General features: G+C 38.6%; 20 protein-coding genes and 1 pseudogene. 8 read left to right on the top strand and 13 right to left on the bottom strand.

The window, feature by feature from the left end:
* Nucleotides 1–37 precede the first annotated feature (37 nt).
* Complete coding sequence (locus NQ560_RS15510; RefSeq protein WP_005334717.1) at nucleotides 38–235, bottom strand: hypothetical protein; 198 nt, start codon at nucleotides 233–235, stop codon at nucleotides 38–40.
* 201 nt (nucleotides 236–436) lie between these two features.
* Between NQ560_RS15510 and NQ560_RS15505 the strand changes: the two genes are divergently transcribed.
* The 5 genes from NQ560_RS15505 (at nucleotide 437) to NQ560_RS15485 (ending at nucleotide 5,908) form a co-directional block, all read left to right on the top strand.
* The gene (locus NQ560_RS15505) at nucleotides 437–1,435 is read left to right on the top strand and encodes a serine/threonine-protein kinase (RefSeq protein ID WP_005334719.1); all 999 of its coding nucleotides are present in this window, start codon (nucleotides 437–439) and stop codon (nucleotides 1,433–1,435) included.
* Nucleotides 1,428–2,660, top strand: a complete 1,233-nt coding sequence (locus NQ560_RS15500) for a hypothetical protein (RefSeq protein ID WP_005334721.1) — start codon at nucleotides 1,428–1,430, stop codon at nucleotides 2,658–2,660. Before NQ560_RS15505 ends, NQ560_RS15500 begins: the two co-directional genes overlap by 8 nt.
* Nucleotides 2,647–3,585, top strand: coding sequence for a PP2C family protein-serine/threonine phosphatase (locus NQ560_RS15495; RefSeq protein WP_005334722.1), 939 nt, complete (start codon nucleotides 2,647–2,649; stop codon nucleotides 3,583–3,585). Before NQ560_RS15500 ends, NQ560_RS15495 begins: the two co-directional genes overlap by 14 nt.
* Nucleotides 3,586–3,730: 145 nt before the next feature.
* Nucleotides 3,731–5,056 carry an AAA family ATPase gene (locus NQ560_RS15490; protein ID WP_005334723.1) on the top strand — a complete coding sequence of 442 codons (1,326 nt, stop codon included), beginning with the start codon at nucleotides 3,731–3,733 and terminating at the stop codon, nucleotides 5,054–5,056.
* Between the two features lie 138 nt (nucleotides 5,057–5,194).
* The gene (locus tag NQ560_RS15485) at nucleotides 5,195–5,908 is read left to right on the top strand and encodes a hypothetical protein (protein WP_005334724.1); all 714 of its coding nucleotides are present in this window, start codon (nucleotides 5,195–5,197) and stop codon (nucleotides 5,906–5,908) included.
* A gap of 64 nt (nucleotides 5,909–5,972) precedes the next feature.
* Here NQ560_RS15485 and NQ560_RS15480 read toward each other — a convergent pair whose 3' ends face one another.
* Entirely contained in the window at nucleotides 5,973–8,036 is a 2,064-nt protein-coding gene (locus NQ560_RS15480) for an ATP-binding protein (protein WP_005334726.1), read from the bottom strand.
* Between the two features lie 211 nt (nucleotides 8,037–8,247).
* Between NQ560_RS15480 and NQ560_RS15475 the strand changes: the two genes are divergently transcribed.
* Entirely contained in the window at nucleotides 8,248–10,008 is a 1,761-nt protein-coding gene (locus NQ560_RS15475; RefSeq protein WP_005334728.1) for a diguanylate cyclase domain-containing protein, read from the top strand.
* 120 nt (nucleotides 10,009–10,128) lie between these two features.
* On the opposite strand, the pseudogene NQ560_RS15825 reads toward NQ560_RS15475, so the two are convergent.
* The 3 genes and pseudogenes from NQ560_RS15825 to NQ560_RS15460 form a co-directional block, all read right to left on the bottom strand.
* A pseudogene (locus NQ560_RS15825) lies at nucleotides 10,129–10,197 on the bottom strand (LPS biosynthesis protein); the annotation flags it as partial.
* A gap of 77 nt (nucleotides 10,198–10,274) precedes the next feature.
* Nucleotides 10,275–11,678, bottom strand: a complete 1,404-nt coding sequence (locus tag NQ560_RS15465) for an alanine/glycine:cation symporter family protein (protein ID WP_005334730.1) — start codon at nucleotides 11,676–11,678, stop codon at nucleotides 10,275–10,277.
* A gap of 253 nt (nucleotides 11,679–11,931) precedes the next feature.
* Nucleotides 11,932–12,828 carry a helix-turn-helix domain-containing protein gene (locus NQ560_RS15460; protein ID WP_005334731.1) on the bottom strand — a complete coding sequence of 299 codons (897 nt, stop codon included), beginning with the start codon at nucleotides 12,826–12,828 and terminating at the stop codon, nucleotides 11,932–11,934.
* A 271-nt stretch (nucleotides 12,829–13,099) separates the two neighbouring features.
* On the opposite strand from NQ560_RS15460, the gene NQ560_RS15455 reads away from it, so the two are divergent.
* Together NQ560_RS15455 and NQ560_RS15450 are read left to right on the top strand one after the other, a co-directional pair.
* Nucleotides 13,100–14,296 (top strand): ATP-binding protein, encoded by a 1,197-nt coding sequence (locus NQ560_RS15455; RefSeq protein ID WP_005334733.1) that lies wholly within the window; start codon nucleotides 13,100–13,102, stop codon nucleotides 14,294–14,296.
* Nucleotides 14,297–14,748: 452 nt separating this feature from the next.
* Nucleotides 14,749–14,988, top strand: coding sequence for a DUF6061 family protein (locus NQ560_RS15450; protein WP_015515747.1), 240 nt, complete (start codon nucleotides 14,749–14,751; stop codon nucleotides 14,986–14,988).
* Between the two features lie 167 nt (nucleotides 14,989–15,155).
* Here the strand turns inward: NQ560_RS15450 and NQ560_RS15445 are convergent, their stop codons facing one another.
* The 8 genes from NQ560_RS15445 to NQ560_RS15410 form a co-directional block, all read right to left on the bottom strand.
* Entirely contained in the window at nucleotides 15,156–15,848 is a 693-nt protein-coding gene (locus tag NQ560_RS15445; RefSeq protein ID WP_005334737.1) for an ABC transporter permease, read from the bottom strand.
* 1 nt (nucleotide 15,849) lies between these two features.
* Nucleotides 15,850–16,761 carry an ABC transporter ATP-binding protein gene (locus NQ560_RS15440; protein WP_040015606.1) on the bottom strand — a complete coding sequence of 304 codons (912 nt, stop codon included), beginning with the start codon at nucleotides 16,759–16,761 and terminating at the stop codon, nucleotides 15,850–15,852.
* Nucleotides 16,762–16,824: 63 nt separating this feature from the next.
* Entirely contained in the window at nucleotides 16,825–17,757 is a 933-nt protein-coding gene (locus NQ560_RS15435; protein WP_005334739.1) for a sensor histidine kinase, read from the bottom strand.
* Complete coding sequence (locus tag NQ560_RS15430) at nucleotides 17,758–18,543, bottom strand: response regulator transcription factor (protein WP_233420480.1); 786 nt, start codon at nucleotides 18,541–18,543, stop codon at nucleotides 17,758–17,760. It abuts the gene before it with no gap.
* Nucleotides 18,544–18,700: 157 nt separating this feature from the next.
* Complete coding sequence (locus NQ560_RS15425) at nucleotides 18,701–19,411, bottom strand: DUF6040 family protein (protein ID WP_005334741.1); 711 nt, start codon at nucleotides 19,409–19,411, stop codon at nucleotides 18,701–18,703.
* On the bottom strand, nucleotides 19,389–21,110 hold the full coding sequence (locus NQ560_RS15420; protein WP_040015607.1) for a MobA/MobL family protein: 1,722 nt from the start codon (nucleotides 21,108–21,110) through the stop codon (nucleotides 19,389–19,391). Before NQ560_RS15420 ends, NQ560_RS15425 begins: the two co-directional genes overlap by 23 nt.
* Entirely contained in the window at nucleotides 21,086–21,391 is a 306-nt protein-coding gene (locus NQ560_RS15415; protein ID WP_040015608.1) for a hypothetical protein, read from the bottom strand. The genes NQ560_RS15420 and NQ560_RS15415 overlap by 25 nt, the downstream gene beginning before the upstream one ends.
* Nucleotides 21,391–21,705: a relaxasome subunit MobC gene (locus NQ560_RS15410; RefSeq protein WP_040015697.1), complete on the bottom strand. Its 315-nt coding sequence runs from the start codon at nucleotides 21,703–21,705 to the stop codon at nucleotides 21,391–21,393. The genes NQ560_RS15415 and NQ560_RS15410 overlap by 1 nt, the downstream gene beginning before the upstream one ends.
* Between the last annotated feature and the right edge of the window lie 60 nt (nucleotides 21,706–21,765).

Raw genomic sequence — 21,765 nt, 5'->3', positions numbered from 1 at the left:
AAATTACTAGATTAGATACCAAAATGAACTTTAAACTTTAAAATAATATACAGGCAATGATGAAAGCAATAATACTCTTTGCAACTGTCCACAGATCTCGTTTGATGGCTCTGTCCCTTTCAGGACTGTCGTAATTACCTTTGATTGTGGTGATGATATCTCCGAGTGTGGCTAAAAACAAAAATTTGAGAAATTCATAAATACTGTAAATAAATAAACCATATACAATGATCATCGTAAACTCCTTTCCAATCCTTTGGATTGCTGCATTTGTAATCTGATGACGTTATTGTAAAGGATTCGAATAGTGATTTTGTAATGACAACGGAATCCATAAATTTTCCGCCACAGGAGGAAGTGTGTTGAAAGGTTGTCAGAGGACTGATACAATGTCATATATAATATATTGTGAATACATTGTGGAGGAAAGATTTTGATGAGAAATCTACAATTTCCGGAGCTGCCAAGACAGTGGAGTTCTCATGGATATGAAATTGATGAACTACTGGGGCAAGGCTCTTATGGAGCTGTTTACCGCATGGTGAGAAATAAAGGAACGGATCAGGAAGAATATTGGGCTTTAAAAGTTATCGAGAAAAATCTTACAAAAAAAAGAATCAGATTCCAATATCGTAATGACATAGCGGCCGCGAGAAGAGATTTTGGTAAGGAATTTAACAAGCTTGCAAGGAAAGTTAATATATTGGAATCATTTATGGATGAGAAGCATATTGTCCAAATTAAAGGCAGTTGTCTGGAAAAAATGCCGGAGGAAAATTACTGGCGTGCCTACATACAGATGGAATATCTTACGGAGCTGATGGACTATGCTTATCCGGAGGAAGAGGATTTAGAGAGTAGTAATTTGGAAAGCAGCGATTCACAAAATCAGGATTTCAAATTTACAGAGGAACGCATGAATCAGGAGGAAATCATCCGGCTTGGAATTGAAATCTGTCAGGCGCTGGAGGTCTGCCATAAGGAAAATGTATTGCATCGGGATATTAAACCGGAGAATATTATGGTTGCGAAAGACGGAACTTTTAAACTTGGCGATTTTGGTCTTGCGAGAGAGTGGGATGATGGATCGATGACAGTAATTGGTACGAGAAATTATATGGCACCGGAAGTATATAATACATTTTATGATAAAAGTGCAGATATTTATTCGCTGGGAATGGTACTATATTATTTTGCAAATGATATGAGGCTGCCATTTTGGGACCTCCATGATTCAGTTGCTCAGATGAATGCTCGTTGTAAGGGAGAATTGCCGGAGCCCAAGATAGCATTTGAACCGCTGAGAAGAATTATTTTAAAAGCATGTGCCTTTGAACCGAAAGACCGTTATCAGTCTGCGGCAGATATGAGAGCAGATCTGGAAAATGCAAAAAGTATCGGAAATAAGGAAAAGGAGATAAGAAAATATGTCTAAGGAAAATATGTCCAAGAAAAATATACTGGATTACGATGAGGAGAAAACAATCCGTCCACAGAACTTCACGCTTACAGCTATGAAGGAATTTTATGATACGATTGAGTCAGATCAGTTCCAGGGAGCGAGTGAAGATACGATCTATAAGTATCTGACGAACATCATGGAGATTGTATCATTTAAAGACTTTTTGAGAAGATATATTTATGAATATGCAGGGATTAAAGAAAACTTTAATCAGGTCACAAATTATCCTGAGCTGCTGTTGGAAATCTTTGCGAGAAACGATTGCTATGATTCGAACGATGTAGAAGAAAAAAAGAAATTAAAGAAAAAAGCGAACCGCTGGCTGACATCAGAGAGTGTAAAGCGTGAGAATATGTTTTATATCGGATTTGGACTGGATATGAATGATAAACAGATTTCTGAATTCCTGACACTGGTATTAAAGGAGCCGGATTTTGATTTTACGAGTCCTTCGGAAACGATTTACTGGCACTGCAGGTATAATGGAAAGTCTTGGATGGAGGCGCAGAAGCTTCTTGAAGCTTATGAGAATCAGGCAGAAGATCCGTCCATTCGGGAGAATCATATGTGGCAGGCAATGCAGAATGACCCGAAAATGTATGTGAGCAGCGAGGAAGGTCTGGAGAAATATTTACATTATCTGAAACAGCTTGGCGTTGCAAAAAAACGTGAGACACAGGCGCGGGAAGTGTTTATGAGACTGTACGAGAGAGCGCAGAAGCTGTGTGCAAAGCATTTGAACTGTTATCCGGATTTGATTGAAAAAGATGGAAAACAGGCGGAACTGAAAGCGGAAGATATCAATCCGTCCAGAATGGAGAGCATATTGTATAGTGGAGTGGCTGTAACAGATAATGGTAATCTGATGTCCTTTGCAAAGCTGAAAGAACAGTTCAAGAGCAAACGTCTGAGCCGTGCCAGAATCAATGGAATTTTAGGTGGTAAGCCGATTGAGCGATTTGATCTGATTACACTGATTTTCCTGATTTATGCATTGGACGAAGAAAAACTGACGAAAAGTGCACCGGCACGTTTTAATGAATTTGTAGATGAGACCAATGATTTGTTAATAGAAGCGGGAATGATCGAGTTATATCCGGTCAACCCGTATGAGGCATTTGTCATGATGTGTGTCGTATCAGAAGATCTGTTAGATACATTTGCAGGAGTATGGGAGAAGTCATATGACGAAGAATAAGGAAAAGTTGGTGAAAGTGGAAGCGGTATGTACCAGCATGACCGGCGAGTTCCGGGACACGAACGAAGACAATTTTTATTTTAACGGGCAATACATGGATTCGGACGGGGGAATTGCGCTGCGTCTGACGTCAGGAGAGCCGGAAGAAGTGGAACCGGAGGAAGAAGAACTGTCTGAAGAAATGTTGCAGATTATTGAAGAGAGTTATAGAGAAGCGGAAGAGAATGGGGAGATTCCGGATTTCGATGATTTCGATGTGGCAGAATTACTGGAAGATAATCCTATAGGTGAAATCCTTCATGCGCCAGAGGCTGATGTGTCAGGTAAATGGGTTGCTGTGTTCGACGGAATCGGCGGCCTGCCGTGCGGAGAGATGGCTTCGTATATTGCGGCAGTGACACTTGCGAAGGCAGAATGCCCATGGAGATCGAGAGAAGAGGCTGACTATGAAGCATGTATGTGGAAAATTGCAAAAGCAATGGAAGCCAATCTTATAAAATGGAAGAAAATGCAGAAGGTAAGACAAACGGGGACGACCATGGCGGCGTTAAAGTTCGGTCGGAATTACATTTTCGGAATGTCTCTTGGAGATTCCAGAATTTACCGGCTGCGTGAAGGGAAGCTTGCGCAGTTGTCCACCGATCATACTTACCGCCATCCGGGGCATATACGAAGTGCGCTGGTCGGTTATATCGGAACGGAGTATGCAGATGATTTTAAAAAGATGGATTTCTACAAGCTTGAATATCAGAAAGGTGATAAGTATCTGCTTTGTACAGACGGTGTGACGGATATGGTGAAAGATGAAGTCCTGGAAGAAATCTTGCAGATGCCGGTAGCAGAAGCACGTGGAAAAATGGTCGATGAAGTCAACCGCATGGGAGCGGAAGATAATGCAACGTTTATTATTGCGAAGGTTGTGTAGAAGATGAGAAGGTACCCTTCCCGGTTACAGATGTGAAAATGTGATGTAGTAAGATAGAGACATAAACAAAGAAACACATGAAAACAAACACATTTGAACATATATTTTCAATCGAAAATGAAAACAAACCTGGGAGGGTACATTTATGTTAAGAGAAAAAGCTTTTGATTTCTGGAAAACTTATATCGGACTTATGACAAAGGGCGGAGTTGACGTCACGATGACAAATCCGGCAGTAACCTTTACAGCTGATGCAAAGGCCGGAGAGTATGATGACATAAGCGATGAAGAATACTATGAACTTCTGGACTTTACAGAAGAACTTGCAAGCTTCTGGAAGAAAAACCGGGAAGCGACAGCCGGGGCGGTTCTCCTTGAAGCACTGGTCAATACAGATTTAAGTCTCAGCGAAACAGATAAGCTGGCTCAGCTTCTTGCTGAAGCATCAGAACGTAAGACTTATAAGTATATAAAGCCAGAGCCGGAGTTCGAAACAACTTTTGATAAGACGCCATTTGACGAAGGCGAAGTCGAATGGACACCACAGATGATCTACGAATATTTGGACGAGAATGTCTACAGACAGGAGAATGCAAAAAAAGCAGCAGCAATCATGCTCTACAATCATTTGAAAGGACGCAGACGGAATATGATTCTTGCCGGACCGACCGGATGTGGTAAAACAGAAATCTGGCGCTCCCTTCAGAAGAGATTCCCGTTCATCAAAATCGTGAATGGTCCTCAGATTGCCTGTGACGGCTGGAAAGGCAGCTATCACGTAAAAGATATTTTCCTTGAGGAGCCTGCCGAAAAAGTGAAAAAAATGCTGATTGTCATCGATGAGGCAGACAAGCTCTTTGAGCCATCGATCGGGTCGGCCGGAGTAGATTATTCCCGAAAAATCCAGAATGAATTTCTAAAGATTATGGACGGAGATAAAGTTGATTTCGTCTCAGAAGGCAATGATGCCAAAAAGACGACAATTGATTGCAGTCATGTTTCATTTGTCTTCTGCGGAAGTTTTGAGACGCTGCTTCAGAACCGTGAAGACAAACCGGCAACCATCGGATTCTTCCAGAACACAGCTCCTGATGAAGAAGCAGAGTCAATCACAATCGAAGATCTCGTTGAGTACGGAAATGTCCGTCGGGAGATTGCAGGACGTATCCAGCAGATCGTAGCGTTAAATGCTCTGACCGTCGATGATTTTGAGCACATTCTGAACAGCAGAAAACAGATGTCCCCGATTCGTCAGCTTGAGAAGCTGTATATGGTGAATCTTTCCGTAGACGATAAGACAAAACGAATCCTGGCAGAAAAAGCTGCCGGAAAAAATCTCGGATGCCGTTACATGCGATCTCAGATTCAGAGCATGCTGGATGAGAAGATGTTCGACGATCCGGATTGCCGAAATTTCAAACTTTCACTTGTGGAAGAGAAAGAAGAAGGACTTCCGTGGTGCGCAGCGTAGCCCACGGAAATCCCTGGTATTGAAACAGAAAGTACATGACATAACAGTAAAAAGGGAAAAAAACATAGTTTACTTGCACAATGTTGTAAGGCTATAAAAGAACAAGATAAAATCATACTACATAGGAGATAAAAAATTATGGAACAGAACAATTATCTGGAATTTGAAAAATCTAAAGCAGCAGTTTATACGATTATGGAAGCTTGCTTTCAAGATGTATTTGATCTGGAAGATGATGAATTGGGAAGTTTTCATGATGAAATTGACGAATATATGAACCAGAATCAGAAAGGCAGCTGGCTTCCGGAAAATCAGATGATTACAGACCGTTTTTATGAGTGGCTGTTTGAAGAACTCCCGTACTTTTATGTGGGACTTCTGACAAGACCGGTTCTTGTAAACTGGTTATTTAAAGTGATGTATGAATCTGAAAAAAAGAATAATAAAATGCAGGCTTATGAAGTGAATCCAGAATTTGTTGACAGATCTTTCCCAACAGAAAAAAGTGCTGTACATGAGGTTGATTTTATTAAATATGACGGCGTATACAAGGTTGACTTCACAAAATATGATGAAGAGTTATATCATACATTTGCAGATAAAATCAGCGAAGGACTTCATCGGATACAACCATTAAATTCAGTACTCAGTGTCTGTTGTGGTACGATGTCAGATCAATATAAGATAATGATTCGTTTTATTGTGGGACATTTTCTTGAGCTGCTTTTCCTTCTGATGCATGATTTGAAAGTGTATATAATGTTGGATAATCATTTGGAAAATATTCGAATAGAAATAAACTGCATGCTTGATCCATTGGGATGTGAGGAGCCGCCTGAATGGGAGGAATAGAAAAGCCTGCGGCAGCAAAGCCGCAGGCGCTGGAATGTGCCGAGGCACATTCTTAATTCTATAACTAATTCTCTACAATACTCTGTTTTAATATAGTGAACATCTTTTCCGCATCTAATGGTTTTGCAATGAATCCATTCATTCCAGCCTTTTGAGTCATCTCAATATCTTCGTCAAAGGAATTTGCGGTCATGGCAACGATAGGTGTGGTTGCTTTTTTCGGGTTTTCCATCTGCCTTATCTTTGCGGTTGTATCATAGCCATTCAAGATCGGCATCTGAATATCCATAAGAATCAGATCATAGTATCCGTCATCTGATTCTTCCAGTTTATCAAAACATTCCTGGCCATCTTTGACCCAGTCGATCAGAAATCCTTCTTCTTTCAGTAGTTCCATCGCAATTTCAGCATTTAATTCATTATCTTCTGCAAGAAGAATACGTTTTCCAATATTTTTATCGGTCATAAACGTTTGCTCTGGCAGTTCTTTTTTGCATACATCTTCTTCAGAAGCAAGTTCCAGTGGGACTTCTACTGTAAATTTTGTTCCTTTTCCCGGCTCACTTTCCACATGAATCCTACCATTCATCAGTTCCACAAAGGATTTCACGATAGAAAGACCAAGACCTGTACCGCTGACTTTATTCTCCGTAGCTGTATGTTCTCTGGAAAATTCATCGAAGATATGAGGAAGATATTCCGGAGCCATTCCAATTCCAGTATCTTCGCAGACAAATACATACCGTGCTTTTTTATCATCGAAATTCGTCTCATTAATAGTCACATGAATCGCATGACCGTCAGGAGTATACTTGATGGCATTGCTCATGATATTTAAATATATTTCCTGGAGCTTTGTCTTATCACAAAATGCATATTTATGTTGAACATTTGCATCGATAGAACAGTGGATACCTTTCATTTGGATAGCAGATTCTAATACTGTATTTACCGAATAAAATAATTCGCTCAAATTTGCTGCTTCTGTTTTTAATATAGCAGTTTCGCTTTCAATACGCGCCACTTCCAGAACCTGATCGATGATTCTCATCAGAATGTTGCCGGAAGACTTAATCTTTCCCAAATATTCTCGTACCTTTTCTTCGTTGTCAAGATTCTTTCCGAGAAGATCTGAAAAACCAATGATCGCATTCATCGGGGTTCGGATGTCATGGCTCATATTAAACAGAAATCGAGTTTTTGCCTCACTTGCTTCTCTTGCCTGTTCAGCGGACTTTTTCAGTTCCACTGCATACTGGTTTTCACGATATTTTTTACTGCGCACCTGATTAAAAATAGTGGCGCCCATTAAGGACGTTATACAGGAAACGGCAATAACAGCAATCCATTGATAAATGGAAATCCAGCCTTCGTCTGGTACAATATCTACATACCATGTATCATTAGGAATTTCGCATTCTACTGTAAGGCTGTTCTTAGGTATGTGTTCCTGACTTTGAGTCAGAACAACTCGGCTGCCTGTAGTTTCATCAGTTGTCCATATTTCATAGCAATAGGAAGCTTCATTTAATCGGTCCAAACCTATTTCATCTATAAATTTATCCCAGTCAATGACCATAATCACAAATCCCCAAAAAGAGTCATTGTCAATAGAATCGCTTTTATAAACCGGATGGAACAGTAAAGCACCGGTTCCTCCCTGTTTTAATTTATATGGACCGCCAAGTGTATAGTTTCCGGTTTCTTTCGCACGGTTTGCATCTTCCTTACGGTTATGATCTGTCAGCATATTTATTCCAAAGGCTTTCTCATTTTCCTGCTGTGGAAAAACATCAGTAACAACTCCATTTGGTGCAAGTTCAAAAGCTTTCACAATACCATTCTCATTTGGAAGCATTTCCGCCAATTCTGAAAATGAAGTCTGATCCAGGTTATATCCTGCGAGAACTACATTTCCAAGAAACTCTGAAAGTTCAACATACTGATTCAATTGTGCATTGATTCGTCTTACTGTACTTTGGGCAGTATAAGTGGCGGCTGTTTTTTTTCCTTTTTCTATGTTCTTTAAATTAATATATCCAAAAAGAAAGGATGCAATAAAAACAAGTAATCCAACAATCAAACTGTATTTTTTTATTTGTTTAGAAGCGCTACTTCTTTTTTTCATTCGCGGTTGCCTCGTCATCTTCAATCATTTAAAATTACGTTAAGAACTAATTGCATTTTACACCAATATTTCCATTGTACGCAAGGAAAACGTTGTCAGTACAATAGAAAAACGTCCTATAACTTTTGGGCAAAATCTATTCAAATTTTTTACTTCTGTGATATAATGCTTTATTATAAAAACATTAGATAGATAAAACGAGGTAAATCAGGTGAAGAAAAAAACGCTTGTGCCTCTTATCGTTTTTTTACTGGGCATATGCCTTGTTAGTTTAGTTGTATACAAAACAGATACCCATGAAAAAGAGCAGAGCCGCACAACAGCACAATTAAATGTAACAACCTATGGGGAACGTATAAAGAATGAGATTACAAATGGAATAGAGATTACAGATGTTCTGAAACAGCTTTTGATCAGTGAAAATGGAGAAATCAATCAATTTGACACAATTGCAGAAAATATTATGTCGGATTCTGTTGAAAGCATACAGCTTGCTCCGGCTGGCATTGTAACGGATATTTATCCGGCCGAGGGAAATGAGACAGGTAAGATTGATCTGATTCATGATAAAGACCGTGGTGAAATTTCCATATATGCAAGAGATCATCATACAATCGTTACACAGGGGCCTTTTGAATTGAAACAGGGGGGATATGGAATTGCTGTCCGCAATCCTATTTATCTGAAAGATGAAAACGGACAGGAATATTTTTGGGGATTTACCATTGTTATCCTTCGTGTTCCGGATATTTTTTCAGATGCAACAAGTGCACTTTCGAAGTTTGGATATGAATATAGTCTTTCAAAAACGGATAATCCATGGAGTGATCATTATAAAGTTGTTTATCAGTCAGATCATCAATTAACGGATCCGGTTTCTTATGACTTTATGATAGGAGAGGAGAACTGGAAGTTTGAAGTAACGCCTGAAAATGGCTGGGGAAACAATACATTAATAGCAGTAATCGGTGTTTTCTTTATTGCGATTACCTTGCTTTTGGCAGTTCTTACCCGGGTATGGCTGGTATCAAAAGAAAATAAAAACAAATTTCAAATACTGGCGCACACAGATTCTCTTACAGGTATTTACAACCGCTATGGATTCGATGAACTGGCAGAACAGATGATTACTAAAAATCCGGAAGCAAAATTTGTGGCTGTACTCCTTGATATTGATGATTTTAAGTTTGTTAATGATATCTATGGTCATGTCTATGGAGACAATGCATTAAAGAGTCTGGCAGACAGTATGAAAGCTTTTTTCCCGTCTGGTGCGTTATTAGGAAGAAACGGCGGCGATGAGTTCGTTATTCTTTTAAAAGATTATTCCTACGATGATGTAAAAGAGAAGCTACAGCAATTCACTATGGCTCCAAAGACATTTTCATACAAGGGAAAAGAACATCAATTTTCTATTTCTCTTGGATATGCGGAATATCCGACATTTGCGTCTAATCGTTCACAGCTTATGCGCTGTGCAGATGCAGCCCTTTACGAAATAAAACTTCATGGGAAAAATGGCTGTATGGCTTATAAGGAAGGGCTTGAATTAAGGGCTCGTAAACAACGTGGATTTGCATTCAAGGATATCTCCGAGAACCTTCCAGGAGCATTTATCATATACAGAGCAGACAAAGAAGATGACGAACTCTTTTATGCAAATCAGGAGTTTCTTCATATGGCCGGGTATAAAGATATGGATGAACTATTCAGACTTACAAAGAAAAGTTTCCGCAACCTGATACGCGAAGATGAGCAGAAGAAGATAGAAGCAAGCATTTGGGAACAGATTGATAATGGCAATGAAAATGATTATATCCACTTTCATTTACGAAGAGCGGATGAATCGTATCTGTCTGTGCTTGACCATGGGAGAATTGTTGAGAGCCAGCAATATGGCAAAGTATTTTATGTATTGTTCATGGACTGGGAGGATATGAATAGTCATTACAGTGAAAAATTTTCCGGATAATCAAAGGAAATATTGTAAAAAATATTGTTGTAAATAGAAAAATCCTGCTCATATTCATATATTGAACAGGATTTTTCTATTACGCTGTTAAATATTCCGTTTTACTGGAAGTTGACTTGCCTATTTTCTTAAAATCTCATGTGGAGCTTCTATTTCATTTGCCAAGGTATGTTCTGTTAATTCTGACAAGTCCATGTTTTGCCAGCCATACCGGATAATGGATATAATCATAGATTTTTCATAATATCTTTTAGCTTTTGTTAAATTTAGCTCCAGAAATCTGTTTTTTGACTAAGACCGATGTCTGCGCTTTTAAAAACCGGGTTGATTTCTTGTTTTAACTGTACTTCATAATCTTGGATCGCTTTAACTGCAATTCCTGATAAAATCAGAATAACCGGAATGTTAATGAGCGCCATAACACCCATCAGTACATCGGAAAGATCCCACAAAAGAGACATCTCCATTCCTGCTCCCAGAAAGATTGCAAGTGCCGATACCAGTCTGAAGCCTTTCATAAAAGCTTTTCCCGGCTGTTTTTTGTGAATGTAGATTAAAAGATTGTCACAATAGAAACAGTTCCCAAGCAGAGTTGTAAATGCAAAAAATACCATTGCAACTGTAATAAAGACCGGCCCGAAAGAACCAAGTGATTCCTGAAGTGATGCCTGCACCCATGGTGCTCCCTGCAATTCTTTTGCCGGATCGATTCCAGATGACATACACATCATAGCTGTTGCTGTACAAAGCAGCAAGGTATCAATAAATACGGATAACATCTGTACCAGCCCCTGTTTTACCGGATGGCTGACATTTGCCGCAGCTGATGCATTCGGAGCCGAACCGATACCTGCCTCATTGGAATAGAGACCCCGGCGGATTCCCTGCATCATGGCCGAACCGGAAAATGCTCCGAAAATTGCTTTAAAATCAAATGCTTCTTCAAAAATGCGCACAAACATTGCAGGCACATTCTGAATATTGATAATTACTACCAAAAGTGAAATCCCAATATACGCAATCCCCATTACCGGTACAACCATTGATGTTACTTTTACGATACGTGATCCGCCGCCAAGCAGACACCAGCCTGTCAGCACTGCCAAAATTCCACCGATGATCCAGGGACTTATCTTTGCTTCATAAAAGGAAAATACTGAAAATGTAGACTGCAGATTATAAGATGCCAGCATATTAAATCCAAATGCGTAGGTTAAAATCATTGCAACGCAGAAAACAATTGCCAGTGGGCGACAATGAAGTGCCGCTTCAATATAGTAAGCCGGTCCTCCATAACAGCTTCCGTCTTCTCCTTTTTTCTTATAAATCTGTGCCAATGTACTCTCAATCAGAGCAGATGCACTTCCGATGATCGCAATCACCCACATCCAGAATACAGAACCAAATCCTCCTATACAAATCGCCGATGAAACTCCGACAATATTTCCCGTTCCCACACGGGATGCTGTTGAAACCATAAGTGCCTGAAAAGAGGAAATTGCCTTTTTATCCTCCGGCTTTTCCATTACGGATCCACAAGCTCTCTTAAATAATCTTACCTGCGGAAATCTTGTGCGGACTGTAAAATACACTCCCGCACCAATCAGTATAATGACCAGCAGCTTGCTGTACATAAAAGAACTGATTGTACTAATAATCGTTTGAAACATACCTTCTTCCCTTTCTATATTTTTGTCAATATATTAAAGGAAAGAAGGTGGATTTGCAAGCTTTTTCGTATTTTCCTCTGTTGATTGGTAACAGTTCAGCCTTATTATTTTATCAGAAAAGGTAAGAGATAAAACGGTTTCAACAATAGAAGAAACATTCCTTGATCACGGATAGTGGGAAGTGTATAGCCGAACAGCAGGGTGTTCGTTGTGAAGTGAAATTTGTTCGCCGATGCTTCTCCGTATATATCTATTACTTACAAAACTCAAATGCTACATAGTACACATAATCATTTTTTGAAAGAAAATCTGTTTGGCTATTTATAAAATTGTCTAAAGTTGGAACATTCATTTCGTCATTATCATAAACAAAAGCAATGAGTGGTTGCTGCTTATTATATTTAATGTCTACGACATTTTTTATTTCAGTTGCTGCTCTGCCATAGTATTCTTTATCTTCTACATTTTCTAAAACAGGAAATTCAGTTGACAACTTATTACCATCTCCAGAAATAATTAACTTAATTATATAATTATTGAAATCAGGTACCATTACAATTTCACCACTTTGGGGCGAACTAATATCTTCAAATCCCATTTCAACTTTGTCCTGATCAATCAATTTTCCTGATTCGTATCGATAAATATGTAATCTAAGTTTTTTATATTCATCCGTTGTGATAAACTTGTAGACAAATGCTCCATCCGGTCCGGCAAGCAGTTCTGCGGTCTGAATTTCTATGCTATCCTTTGCAACAGGAGAAATATAATTCTGTGGTTTTTTCAAACGGTATATGGCAAATCCAAGTACTGATAACGCAAAAATAGATATAACTAATAATATATATTTCATAACCTTTAGACATTTCTCTTTATTTATATTGTCTTTGATTACTTCAATAATATTTGTTTCTGACTTCTGAATCAAATTCTCTTGGGCTATATCTTCTCCCGCCAGAAACTCATTGAGGCTAATACCAAGAATTGAACAAAGTTCTTTATAAACAGATACATCCGGAAGGCAAACTCCTCGCTCCCATTTAGAAACAGACTTATCACTCATACCTAATTTTTCTGCCAGTTGCTTTTGGGTCATCCCCAATGACTTTCGCTTACTTGCAATATATTTTCCAATTTTAATAAGATCCATCCAGTTACCCCCTTTTTTATATTAATCGTACTCTATTTTAGAGGAAAAACATACCCCTCGAAGGTAGAATATGTTTTTTAAGCCAAATGTTAGCTGGAAATTGCTTTTTTTTATGGAATTTTGAATCCATAGTTTCCACTTTCAAAAAATAAAAAATTTTGTGCTTTTGAAAGCGACATCTTGCATATACTATTAGCAGACAGTATACTAAGTACAACGAAGCGGTTTCGAAAAATAAAAAAAACTTCAATTTTTGAAAGTGGGTGACTAAATGAAAACAATCACAAGAGCAAAATATCTCGATAGAATCATTGAACTGAATGGCACTCCTGACATCAAGATTATCACGGGTATTCGTCGATCTGGTAAGTCCAAATTGATGCAGGCGTATATTGCGTATCTGAAAAGTAACTTTGAAAACATCAATATTATCTTCATTGACTTCATGGATTTAATGTATGAAGAAATCAAGGAATACCATGCCTTACACGCCTATGTGGAAGAACATTATCAGGAAGGCAAAACGAACTACCTGTTTGTGGACGAGGTTCAGATGTGTCCCAAGTTTGAGCTGGCAATCAACAGCCTGTACTCTAAGGGAAAATACGACATCTATGTAACAGGCTCTAATGCTTTCCTGTTGAGTGCGGATCTGGCAACTCTGTTTACCGGACGCTATATTGAAATTCATGTGTTTCCTTTCAGCTTCCAGGAATATTGCCAATTTTATGATGATATTAGTGACAAAGATAAGCTCTTTGATGAGTACGCTATCAAGGGCGGTTTAGCCGGTTCCTATGCTTATAAAACTGAAAAAGACAGAACAAACTATATAAAAGAAGTCTACGAAACCATTGTTACACGGGACTTAGTACAGAAATATGCTCTGCCGGACACTTTGGTTTTGCAGCGTCTGAGCGAGTTCTTGATGGACAATATCAGCAATCTGACTTCTCCTAACAAGGTCAGTCAGCTGCTGACAGCAAATGAGACTCCAACCAATCATGTAACCGTCGGCAAGTACATTAAGTATTTGTGCAATGCTTTTGTATTTTATGATATTAAGAGATACGACATCCGAGGTAAGAAATACCTTGAAAGCTCTGAAAAGTTCTATTTGTGTGACAGCGGTATTCGATATGCAATACTGGGAAGCAGAAATATGGATTATGGCAGAGTATATGAAAACATCGTTTGCATCGAGCTTCTTCGCCGTGGATATGATGTTTATGTCGGCAAGCTCTATCAAAAGGAAATCGACTTTGTTGCTCAGAGAGGCGGCGAGAAGATTTATATTCAGGTCAGCGACAACATTTCCGGGCAGGAAACATTTGAGAGAGAATACTCTCCTCTGCTTCAGATTCGAGATGCTTATCCGAAAATGATTATTGCCAGAACCAAACATCCCCAATATAGTTATGAAGGAATCGAAATTCACGATATAGCTGATTGGTTACTACAAGAATAAGCAGGGCGAAATATCTTTTACGAGTCTTCTTGCGAGTTTTTTAATACCACTCGTAAGAAACTCGTAACATTAGATTTTTCAGTAAAGAAAAAGAGCATATGGAATTGAATCCATACACTCTATGATTACTGGAACTTTATTTCATTTTTAATTCAACAAACTTGAATTGAGATTTCATGTATTCCAAGGGATTTAATAATTGTTATATTTTATTATCAAATATCTCTCAAGCCTTTGAAAACACTAAGTTTGGCGCAGGTGAGCTTTCCCTTATTGTTTCCCTTGTGTTATATCGTCCCACCAGTGTTTACGAACTCTGATAAGGGCAAATACAAGGGCAAAAAAACTGATAACACATTATAGCACAAAATGAAAATGACATGGTGAACTGATTGAAACGCTTCTGATTTTTGTAAGAAATGATTGATTGAATGATAAGGAGATTTGATACAATGAGAACAATATTTGCAGAATACAATCCACAACGTAATAGTGTTGATGTTTATACCTCTGCGAGCTATATGCTCCGCATTGACTGTTGGGAAGCAGAAAAGGATTTAAAAACTACGCCTGGCTCAGATTGTGCATTAAATGCACTTGCAATTGATGAACCGCTTGAATATGTACGATTATATCTGGATGGGAATATGCAGATGTGGGTAGATGCGGAAGATTCATTGGAAATCTTTTAAAATAATCCAAACTTACGTCAGCTACCACATACATGTAAGTTGTCATCTGTTTGTGTAATCACTAAAAACATTGACTTTAAAAATCAAAGCCGCCGTTATATAAATACATGAAATTGAATCTGCTTTGCGACGGCTTTTTCTTTTACCATTTGTAAAAATAGAAATAATCAATATAGTTCAGGCACTTTTCTTTTAAAGATAAGTAGTGTAGCAATGACGGTAACAATAGCAACTAAGATAACTTGCATTATGGACTCCTGATTGGTTGTGTTTTTGGTGATAATAACTTGCCGTAACACAATAACAATCAAAGAAGTAACGATTGTTGCAGGAACAGATTTTCTGATCATGCCAATAATAAATGACCACAGAGACAGCACCATACATATAATCACAGTGGTTATTGCCATTGGTATCCATGTTCGGAGCATTGATGGTTGAAATGTTCCCTCCAGCATATTAAAGGATTTATCCGCAAATATAATATAACTGCTACAACAGATATATCCAATCGTCATTGAAATCGCTGTATAAACCATGATTATAGTTAATTTGCTGGCAATCAATTTTATTCTGTTTAAAGGATAAGAAAACATAATCGTAATTGTTCGATGATTATATTCTCCAATAACCAGCTTTGCCGTTAAGACCGACGAGTACACAAGAAAAATGAATGACATCAATAAGCCAATGACAAGGTATGTGCTTTCAAATGTGTCTTTGACCTGTTTGGGGTCTGTCATGCTATCCCATAAAGATATTGTAATGAAAAGGATGCTGAAAAGAATTGCTGCAAACATAAAGATAATATTTTGTGCAATACCAAATTTTTTCAGTTCCAGTTTGATCAAATGTGTCATCTCATTTTTCCTCCTCTGTAAGCTGGAAAAAGAAATCTTCCAGTGTGTCTTGCTTGCGTCCCATGCTCTCCAAACCAATCCCGTTCTCAATGATGGCTTTTGACAGAGTTTTACCTGAAATATCAGAATCATAAATGTGGATAAATTCTTTATCTAATACACTAAAATTCGTGATTCTCATGTTTTCAAGCAGTGCAGCAACACGAGTCACATCGTCAACCTGCAAGCTGATATAATCTGTTTGATGCTTATGGATTTCTTCGATAGGTAATTCTGTTAAGAGTTTTCCGTGTTGAATAATTCCAATCGTATCAGCAAGAAGATCCACTTCGGATAGAATGTGGCTGGATATAAAAATAGTTGTTCCATCTTCTTGATTTAGCCGTTGAAAAAGAGTTCGCATTTCACGAATACCCTCAGGGTCTAAAGCATTGATCGGTTCGTCTAAAATCAAAAATTCTGGCTTTGCCAGAATAGCTCTTGCAATAGCAAGTCGTTGTTTCATACCCAACGAGTAATGACAAACTTGTTTTTTCTCGACATTCTGCAAGTCCACCAAATGCAAAACCTCATCGATTCGTTCCTTGTTGGGAAATCCCATATACTCACAGTGCAGCTCTAAGTTTTGTCTGGCAGTCATTTTATCGTAAAAGTATGGATTCTCAATAATAGAACCAACCTTTTTGAATATTTCATAACTGTGACTGGTAACTTTTTCGCCTAAAAGCTGAACCTCTCCAGCATCTGGCTGGATAAGACTCAAAATCATTTTCATAACCGTGCTTTTTCCTGCGCCGTTTGGACCAACAAAGCCATATATTGCCCCTTTAGATATATGCATATTTACATCGTCTACAACAATATTATCTTTGTAGGCTTTTCGCAAACCTACGGTTTCCATAATATAATCCATTTTGTGTGCCTCCTTTATAGCTGCCATTATACAAAATGGACTTCTCTTTTCTCTGTCATAAATCTAACGATTTTCTAACTTTTTCAAGATGATTGAGAAAATAGTTTGCTCATTTTGTACACTATAAACTTCTAAGTCTGCCCCAATTTGTTCAGCAAGACATTTTGAAATTGAAAGCCCCAAACCACTGCCGGAAGTTTTTCGGGCTGTTGTATAATTCCTTTCAAAGATCTGTTTTTGCTGCTGTGGTGATATCCCATCTCCTCGATCTTCTATTTCAATAATGTTTTTTCCATTTGATGTGGTGAGCCTTAAAGAAATATACTTACCATCACCACCATGTCGGATGGCATTGTCTATCAGATTTTTTAAAATGCGTTGTAACGCCTCGTTATCTGTATAGGCAAAAATCGGTGTATCCGGTATCTGAATATTGACTTCAAATTGTTTCTGTTCAAGAAGGTCATAGTAGTCCAAAATTGTGTCTTGGCAAATCCTTGATATATTTTCCTTTTTCATTTTAATAGAAAAATCTCCAGAAGTTATTTTAGACATTGTAAAATAGTCGTTAATTGTTGAGATTAAATCATCAGCCTTTTGGTCTATTTTAACAGCCATAGCATGAACATTTTCAGATGCAGAGTAAGTGTTTGTTATATTGGAAAGCATTTCACTATTTCCTTTTAGAACAGTGAGTGGAGTTCGGATGTCGTGAGAGATGTTTGTAAGGACTTTCGCCATTGCCTGTTTACTCTGCTCAAATTGTGACTTTTTTGTATAAAAATCCTGAAGCAGCTTATTAAGTGCAGCGCTTAATTTCTTGATACTATCATTATCTGTAGGTACAAGTACAAAGCCATTTTCAGAAATGACAGAAATAGTATCAAGCCTACTTGTAATATAATCAATTTCTCGTACTAATTTTTTATGCTGTATCTGTTGCCAGATCAATATAAAAACCATAACAAATGAAAGAACCACAAATAAAATCATCATCTATTTCTCCTCCATCTTATATCCAATGCCCCATAAAGTTTTAACATAGGCTGTACTGTCTTCTGCATTGCTCTTCAATTTCAAGCGAAGACGATTGATGTGTGTATTCAACACATTTTCATTTCCAAAATATGGTTCTTTCCAAATCAGTTCATATAGCCTTTCCTTTGAATAAGCCTGCCCCGGATGGCTTGCTAAAATGTATAAAATTTGAAATTCAATTGGCGTTAAATCTATGGTTACTCCTTTGCGCTGAACCATGTGACTATGAGGGTCGATTTCTATATCTTTAATTTTGATAATTGAATTATTCGGTAACGCCTGGTAGGTTCTTGCTCGTCTGATGTTAGCCTTTATTCTAGCAGTAAGCTCAATGAGTGAAAAAGGTTTTACCACATAATCATCAGCACCCAAATTCAATCCTAATGATTTGTCTATATCATTGTCTTTAGCAGTAATAATAATAATTGGTATCTTGCTGACTTTACGAATTATCTTAATAATCTCCATCCCGCTTATATCCGGTAACATAAGATCAATAAGCGCAAGCGCATATTCATCATAGCTTGTAATTTTCTGGATAGCTGACATACCATCATTAAAAGCTGTCACTTCAAATTCTCCTGATAAATAATCGTTTATCATTCCTCTTATTTCTTTATCATCTTCAATCAATATTATCTTGTTTTCTATCATGATTACTCCTTGATTTTTTATTATTCCGTCAATAGGTTTTTCTGCATCTTTTTTTCTCAACCAAATGGTTGTCTTTTTTACTTCTACCAAAACATTATAGTTCCCTTGCTCGGACAAAACAAGTTATCCACTTTCATTCACTCACAGAATCTGTATATCGACATAATCAGTCTTTTTATCTTGCATCATGAAATGACCAATTATGCCGATTTATTGTTTAACAGTTTTAGGCATGGTATAGTATGTTTTAGTAATATCCCCTTGTTTCCCGCCAGCCTTTCACATACCATCTTATCACGACATATATTACCTGTACCAATAACAATAGAAACAGTAGATTGACTGGTAATATTGTCCTTATCCAATCTGCGAAATAGATTGCTATTGCGATGCTTATAAGTATCACCAGTACGGTAATTATGTCCCAACAGTATTTTTTATATAACCCTGCAATCTTTATCTCTATAAACGCTACAAGTATTCCTACCCCCACCAGACATCCACCGCAAATCAATATTCTTATCAGCCAGTATATAATTCTGGCAATGACTGGATTGGATATTCCATTACTAATCTGTGCCACATTCTTTCCTATCAGTGCAATCCAGCCAGCAATAGTCTGTGTGAAAGTTCCGATTGCATCAAAGAATATTCTGCAATCAGAAATAAATACCTTTGACTGTATCATCTGAAAAAGAGTAGTTGATGCGGAATACCATATCAGCAGAAACATCAATGCTTCATACATGACTGTTTTTGTTTTATATCTGCCTGCCAGTTTTTCCCTTTGCGTATCATACTTTTCTTTGGCTTTCAGATAAGCTGTCTGATTACAATTCTGACACTTTTGATAGAGTACCGGCTTTTCAACCGGTATCTCTACTTTTTTCTGATGAGAGAGTGCATAGTCCCGTTCCTGTTCTGCCTGCCTTAGCTTATCTTGACATTCCTCTGTCATGATTTCGGCAGCGTGCGTTTTCTCTTTCTCGCTCTGCAACAATTCTTTTGTTTTCCTCAAGTCGTTCTTTAAGGCTTGAATGTTCCCTGCTCTGTTCTCGCTGTTTAACCTCTCGTTCAAGGTCAGCGATTCGTCGAGCTGCATTTTCAGTTCCCGAATAGTCCGGTCTTTCTGGTCGAGTTCTTCCTGCATCTGCTCTGTCAGCAGAAGCAACTCTTCCAGTTGATCGTCGCTCTTTGAGTTTCTTAATTCGTTCATCAATCAACCTTCCTTTCTCTAATTGCTGTTCAAGTTCAGTAATTCGCTGTTCTGTTTCTGCAATAGCCGGTTCTCGCTGTTTAATTTCTGTGCCAATTTCTGCCATTGCTGATTTTCGTCTGTGAGTTTCTGTATCTGGTCTGTCTTTTCTTCCAGAAGCATCAACAGTTCTTCTGTATCCGGCAAGATTTGAAGCAGCTCTGATAATTCGCTCTCTAATTGCTTCAATCGTTCTTCCTGCTCCTGAAAACACATCAGCTTCTCGTCCTTTTCCTGTATCTCCTGAAGCATCTCTGCCATGATATTCTGCTGTTCCTCTATCTGTGTAATCATTGCTTCCATCATGGGAATTACTTCTTTGCTTTCTTCTAATGTCATTCAGCCACTCCCTCCACATCGACAATGCACCGGATACCTTACCAAAGGTTTCAATTACCTTTTGCAATAGTGCATTTTGTTTTTTAATCATCTGGTTTTCCTCGACCTTCCATGAACCTTTCCTTATTTGTCCGTTGAGATATTTTTGCTCAAGCTTTCTTGCGTCTGCACCCTCATGGATAGTAGGGACTTTTAATTTGCCCTGTCTTTCATAAGAGCGGTGGTCAATCTGATTGTCTATGGATAAATGCCAGTTACACATCTTTGCCCATTCGCTTCGCCATAACTCACAATTTTTTGGATTGTTCCAGCCGGTAGCATCGGTCAGAACCCGTTTCCATTGTTTCCTATTTCTTGCCCCGACTTTCTGTACTCCGTTTTCATCAAGTACCGGAATACGGATTCCATGACGGTCTGGATTTTTCTTATCCTGCCACCAATCCGGGTGGGATTCATCAACCACGATATTTCCCTCAGTATCTCTGACAAAATCCCAGTCCTTGACTTCTTTGTTGCCCCATGAATGATCCGGATTGAATGGTCGCATGGTTACAAGTAAATGGACATGTGGGTTTCCATCGTTCTTATCGTGTATGCTCCAATCGGCACACATTCCCTTGTCCACGAAAGTTTTTTGAATATATTCGGTTGTATAATCAATCTGTTCCTGTCTGCTCCATTCTTTCGGTAAGGAAAATTCAAACGAGCGTCCAAGCTGTGCATCTGCATTTTTTTCTATCTTCAATACCTCATTCCATAGCCGCTGTTTCTGAAATGTGATTTTAAACTTTTCCAGTGCGGCTTCCTTATCGCCTGCCCTTTTATAACGGATAGACTGTTGAAACCTTTTTATATTTTCTTCCGGTACATGCAGCCATTCAGGAGGTGCATTTTCACACATCATCAGACTGGTGTAGACGACTTCCTTTTTGGAAGTGTAGTAGCTGATCCTGCCTGTTTCCTCATTTTTCATCACATCTCCATTAAGATATGCCGATGCGGATATGACAGATTTTCCTTTACTGCGTCCGACAATCTTTACTGTAAAGTGAAATATCGCCATGATACGATTCCCCCTTTCTGCCGTATCCGGCATTGATTTCCGACAGCACTTTCTTCAGGTTTGACAGGAGTGAAGCTGTCGGAACGCCCTCTGCGCAAGAGTGCCCCCTGCGGCATGAGCAGGTCTGGCTGAAAGCCCCGCCGACGGAACGAGCCCGGCAAGCGTAAGCGCAGACCGGTTGCCACTTGTGGCAAACTTATAAGGACGACCTCTGGTTGTCCATAAGTGCGCCCTTCATTCAAAGGCAATGAAGGGAATGGAAAACCCACTCCCTCCGCCATTACACTTCCTCCATGTCTGTGACTGGTTCTTTCTGCATCGCTTTTGAGAAAAACTTTCCGTTTGTTTCCTGCCTTTTTAAGAAGCCGATTAGTTTTGGTAAATCTTCCTCCTCAATCGGACATCCAAGAACTGATTCCACCGCACCGCCAATCTGACAGAGCCTGTGGGTTCGTTTTTTACTTTCCTCGGCTTTCTTTCTCTTTTCCAGTTCCTTCCGCTGTGCTATGAGCTTTTTTGTAGCTTCAATGCTTTCCTGTTCCTTTTTCTCTAATGCACGTATTCTTTCTTCATAAGTCTTTGTTGATTTCGCCATATCGTCTTCATCCTTTCTTTTTCCGATAAACAACAGTTCCCGGTTGCATATCAGGAGAAG

Source organism: Dorea formicigenerans, assembly GCF_025150245.1.
GTDB lineage: Bacteria > Bacillota > Clostridia > Lachnospirales > Lachnospiraceae > Dorea > Dorea formicigenerans.
Note: the sequence above shows the minus strand (reverse complement) of the source record. Positions and strands in the feature narration are given on the sequence as shown.

What these genes read in the sequence shown, in the direction of transcription:
- NQ560_RS15510 (WP_005334717.1), bottom strand. Translation starts at nt 235, where the DNA reads ATGATCATTGTATATGGTTTATTTATTTACAGTATTTATGAATTTCTC.
- NQ560_RS15505 (WP_005334719.1), top strand. Translation starts at nt 437, where the DNA reads ATGAGAAATCTACAATTTCCGGAGCTGCCAAGACAGTGGAGTTCTCAT.
- NQ560_RS15500 (WP_005334721.1), top strand. Translation starts at nt 1,428, where the DNA reads ATGTCTAAGGAAAATATGTCCAAGAAAAATATACTGGATTACGATGAG.
- NQ560_RS15495 (WP_005334722.1), top strand. Translation starts at nt 2,647, where the DNA reads ATGACGAAGAATAAGGAAAAGTTGGTGAAAGTGGAAGCGGTATGTACC.
- NQ560_RS15490 (WP_005334723.1), top strand. Translation starts at nt 3,731, where the DNA reads ATGTTAAGAGAAAAAGCTTTTGATTTCTGGAAAACTTATATCGGACTT.
- NQ560_RS15485 (WP_005334724.1), top strand. Translation starts at nt 5,195, where the DNA reads ATGGAACAGAACAATTATCTGGAATTTGAAAAATCTAAAGCAGCAGTT.
- NQ560_RS15480 (WP_005334726.1), bottom strand. Translation starts at nt 8,036, where the DNA reads ATGAAAAAAAGAAGTAGCGCTTCTAAACAAATAAAAAAATACAGTTTG.
- NQ560_RS15465 (WP_005334730.1), bottom strand. Translation starts at nt 11,678, where the DNA reads ATGTTTCAAACGATTATTAGTACAATCAGTTCTTTTATGTACAGCAAG.
- NQ560_RS15460 (WP_005334731.1), bottom strand. Translation starts at nt 12,828, where the DNA reads ATGGATCTTATTAAAATTGGAAAATATATTGCAAGTAAGCGAAAGTCA.
- NQ560_RS15455 (WP_005334733.1), top strand. Translation starts at nt 13,100, where the DNA reads ATGAAAACAATCACAAGAGCAAAATATCTCGATAGAATCATTGAACTG.
- NQ560_RS15450 (WP_015515747.1), top strand. Translation starts at nt 14,749, where the DNA reads ATGAGAACAATATTTGCAGAATACAATCCACAACGTAATAGTGTTGAT.
- NQ560_RS15445 (WP_005334737.1), bottom strand. Translation starts at nt 15,848, where the DNA reads ATGACACATTTGATCAAACTGGAACTGAAAAAATTTGGTATTGCACAA.
- NQ560_RS15440 (WP_040015606.1), bottom strand. Translation starts at nt 16,761, where the DNA reads ATGGATTATATTATGGAAACCGTAGGTTTGCGAAAAGCCTACAAAGAT.
- NQ560_RS15435 (WP_005334739.1), bottom strand. Translation starts at nt 17,757, where the DNA reads ATGATGATTTTATTTGTGGTTCTTTCATTTGTTATGGTTTTTATATTG.
- NQ560_RS15425 (WP_005334741.1), bottom strand. Translation starts at nt 19,411, where the DNA reads ATGACAGAGGAATGTCAAGATAAGCTAAGGCAGGCAGAACAGGAACGG.
- NQ560_RS15420 (WP_040015607.1), bottom strand. Translation starts at nt 21,110, where the DNA reads ATGGCGATATTTCACTTTACAGTAAAGATTGTCGGACGCAGTAAAGGA.
- NQ560_RS15415 (WP_040015608.1), bottom strand. Translation starts at nt 21,391, where the DNA reads ATGGCGGAGGGAGTGGGTTTTCCATTCCCTTCATTGCCTTTGAATGAA.
- NQ560_RS15410 (WP_040015697.1), bottom strand. Translation starts at nt 21,705, where the DNA reads ATGGCGAAATCAACAAAGACTTATGAAGAAAGAATACGTGCATTAGAG.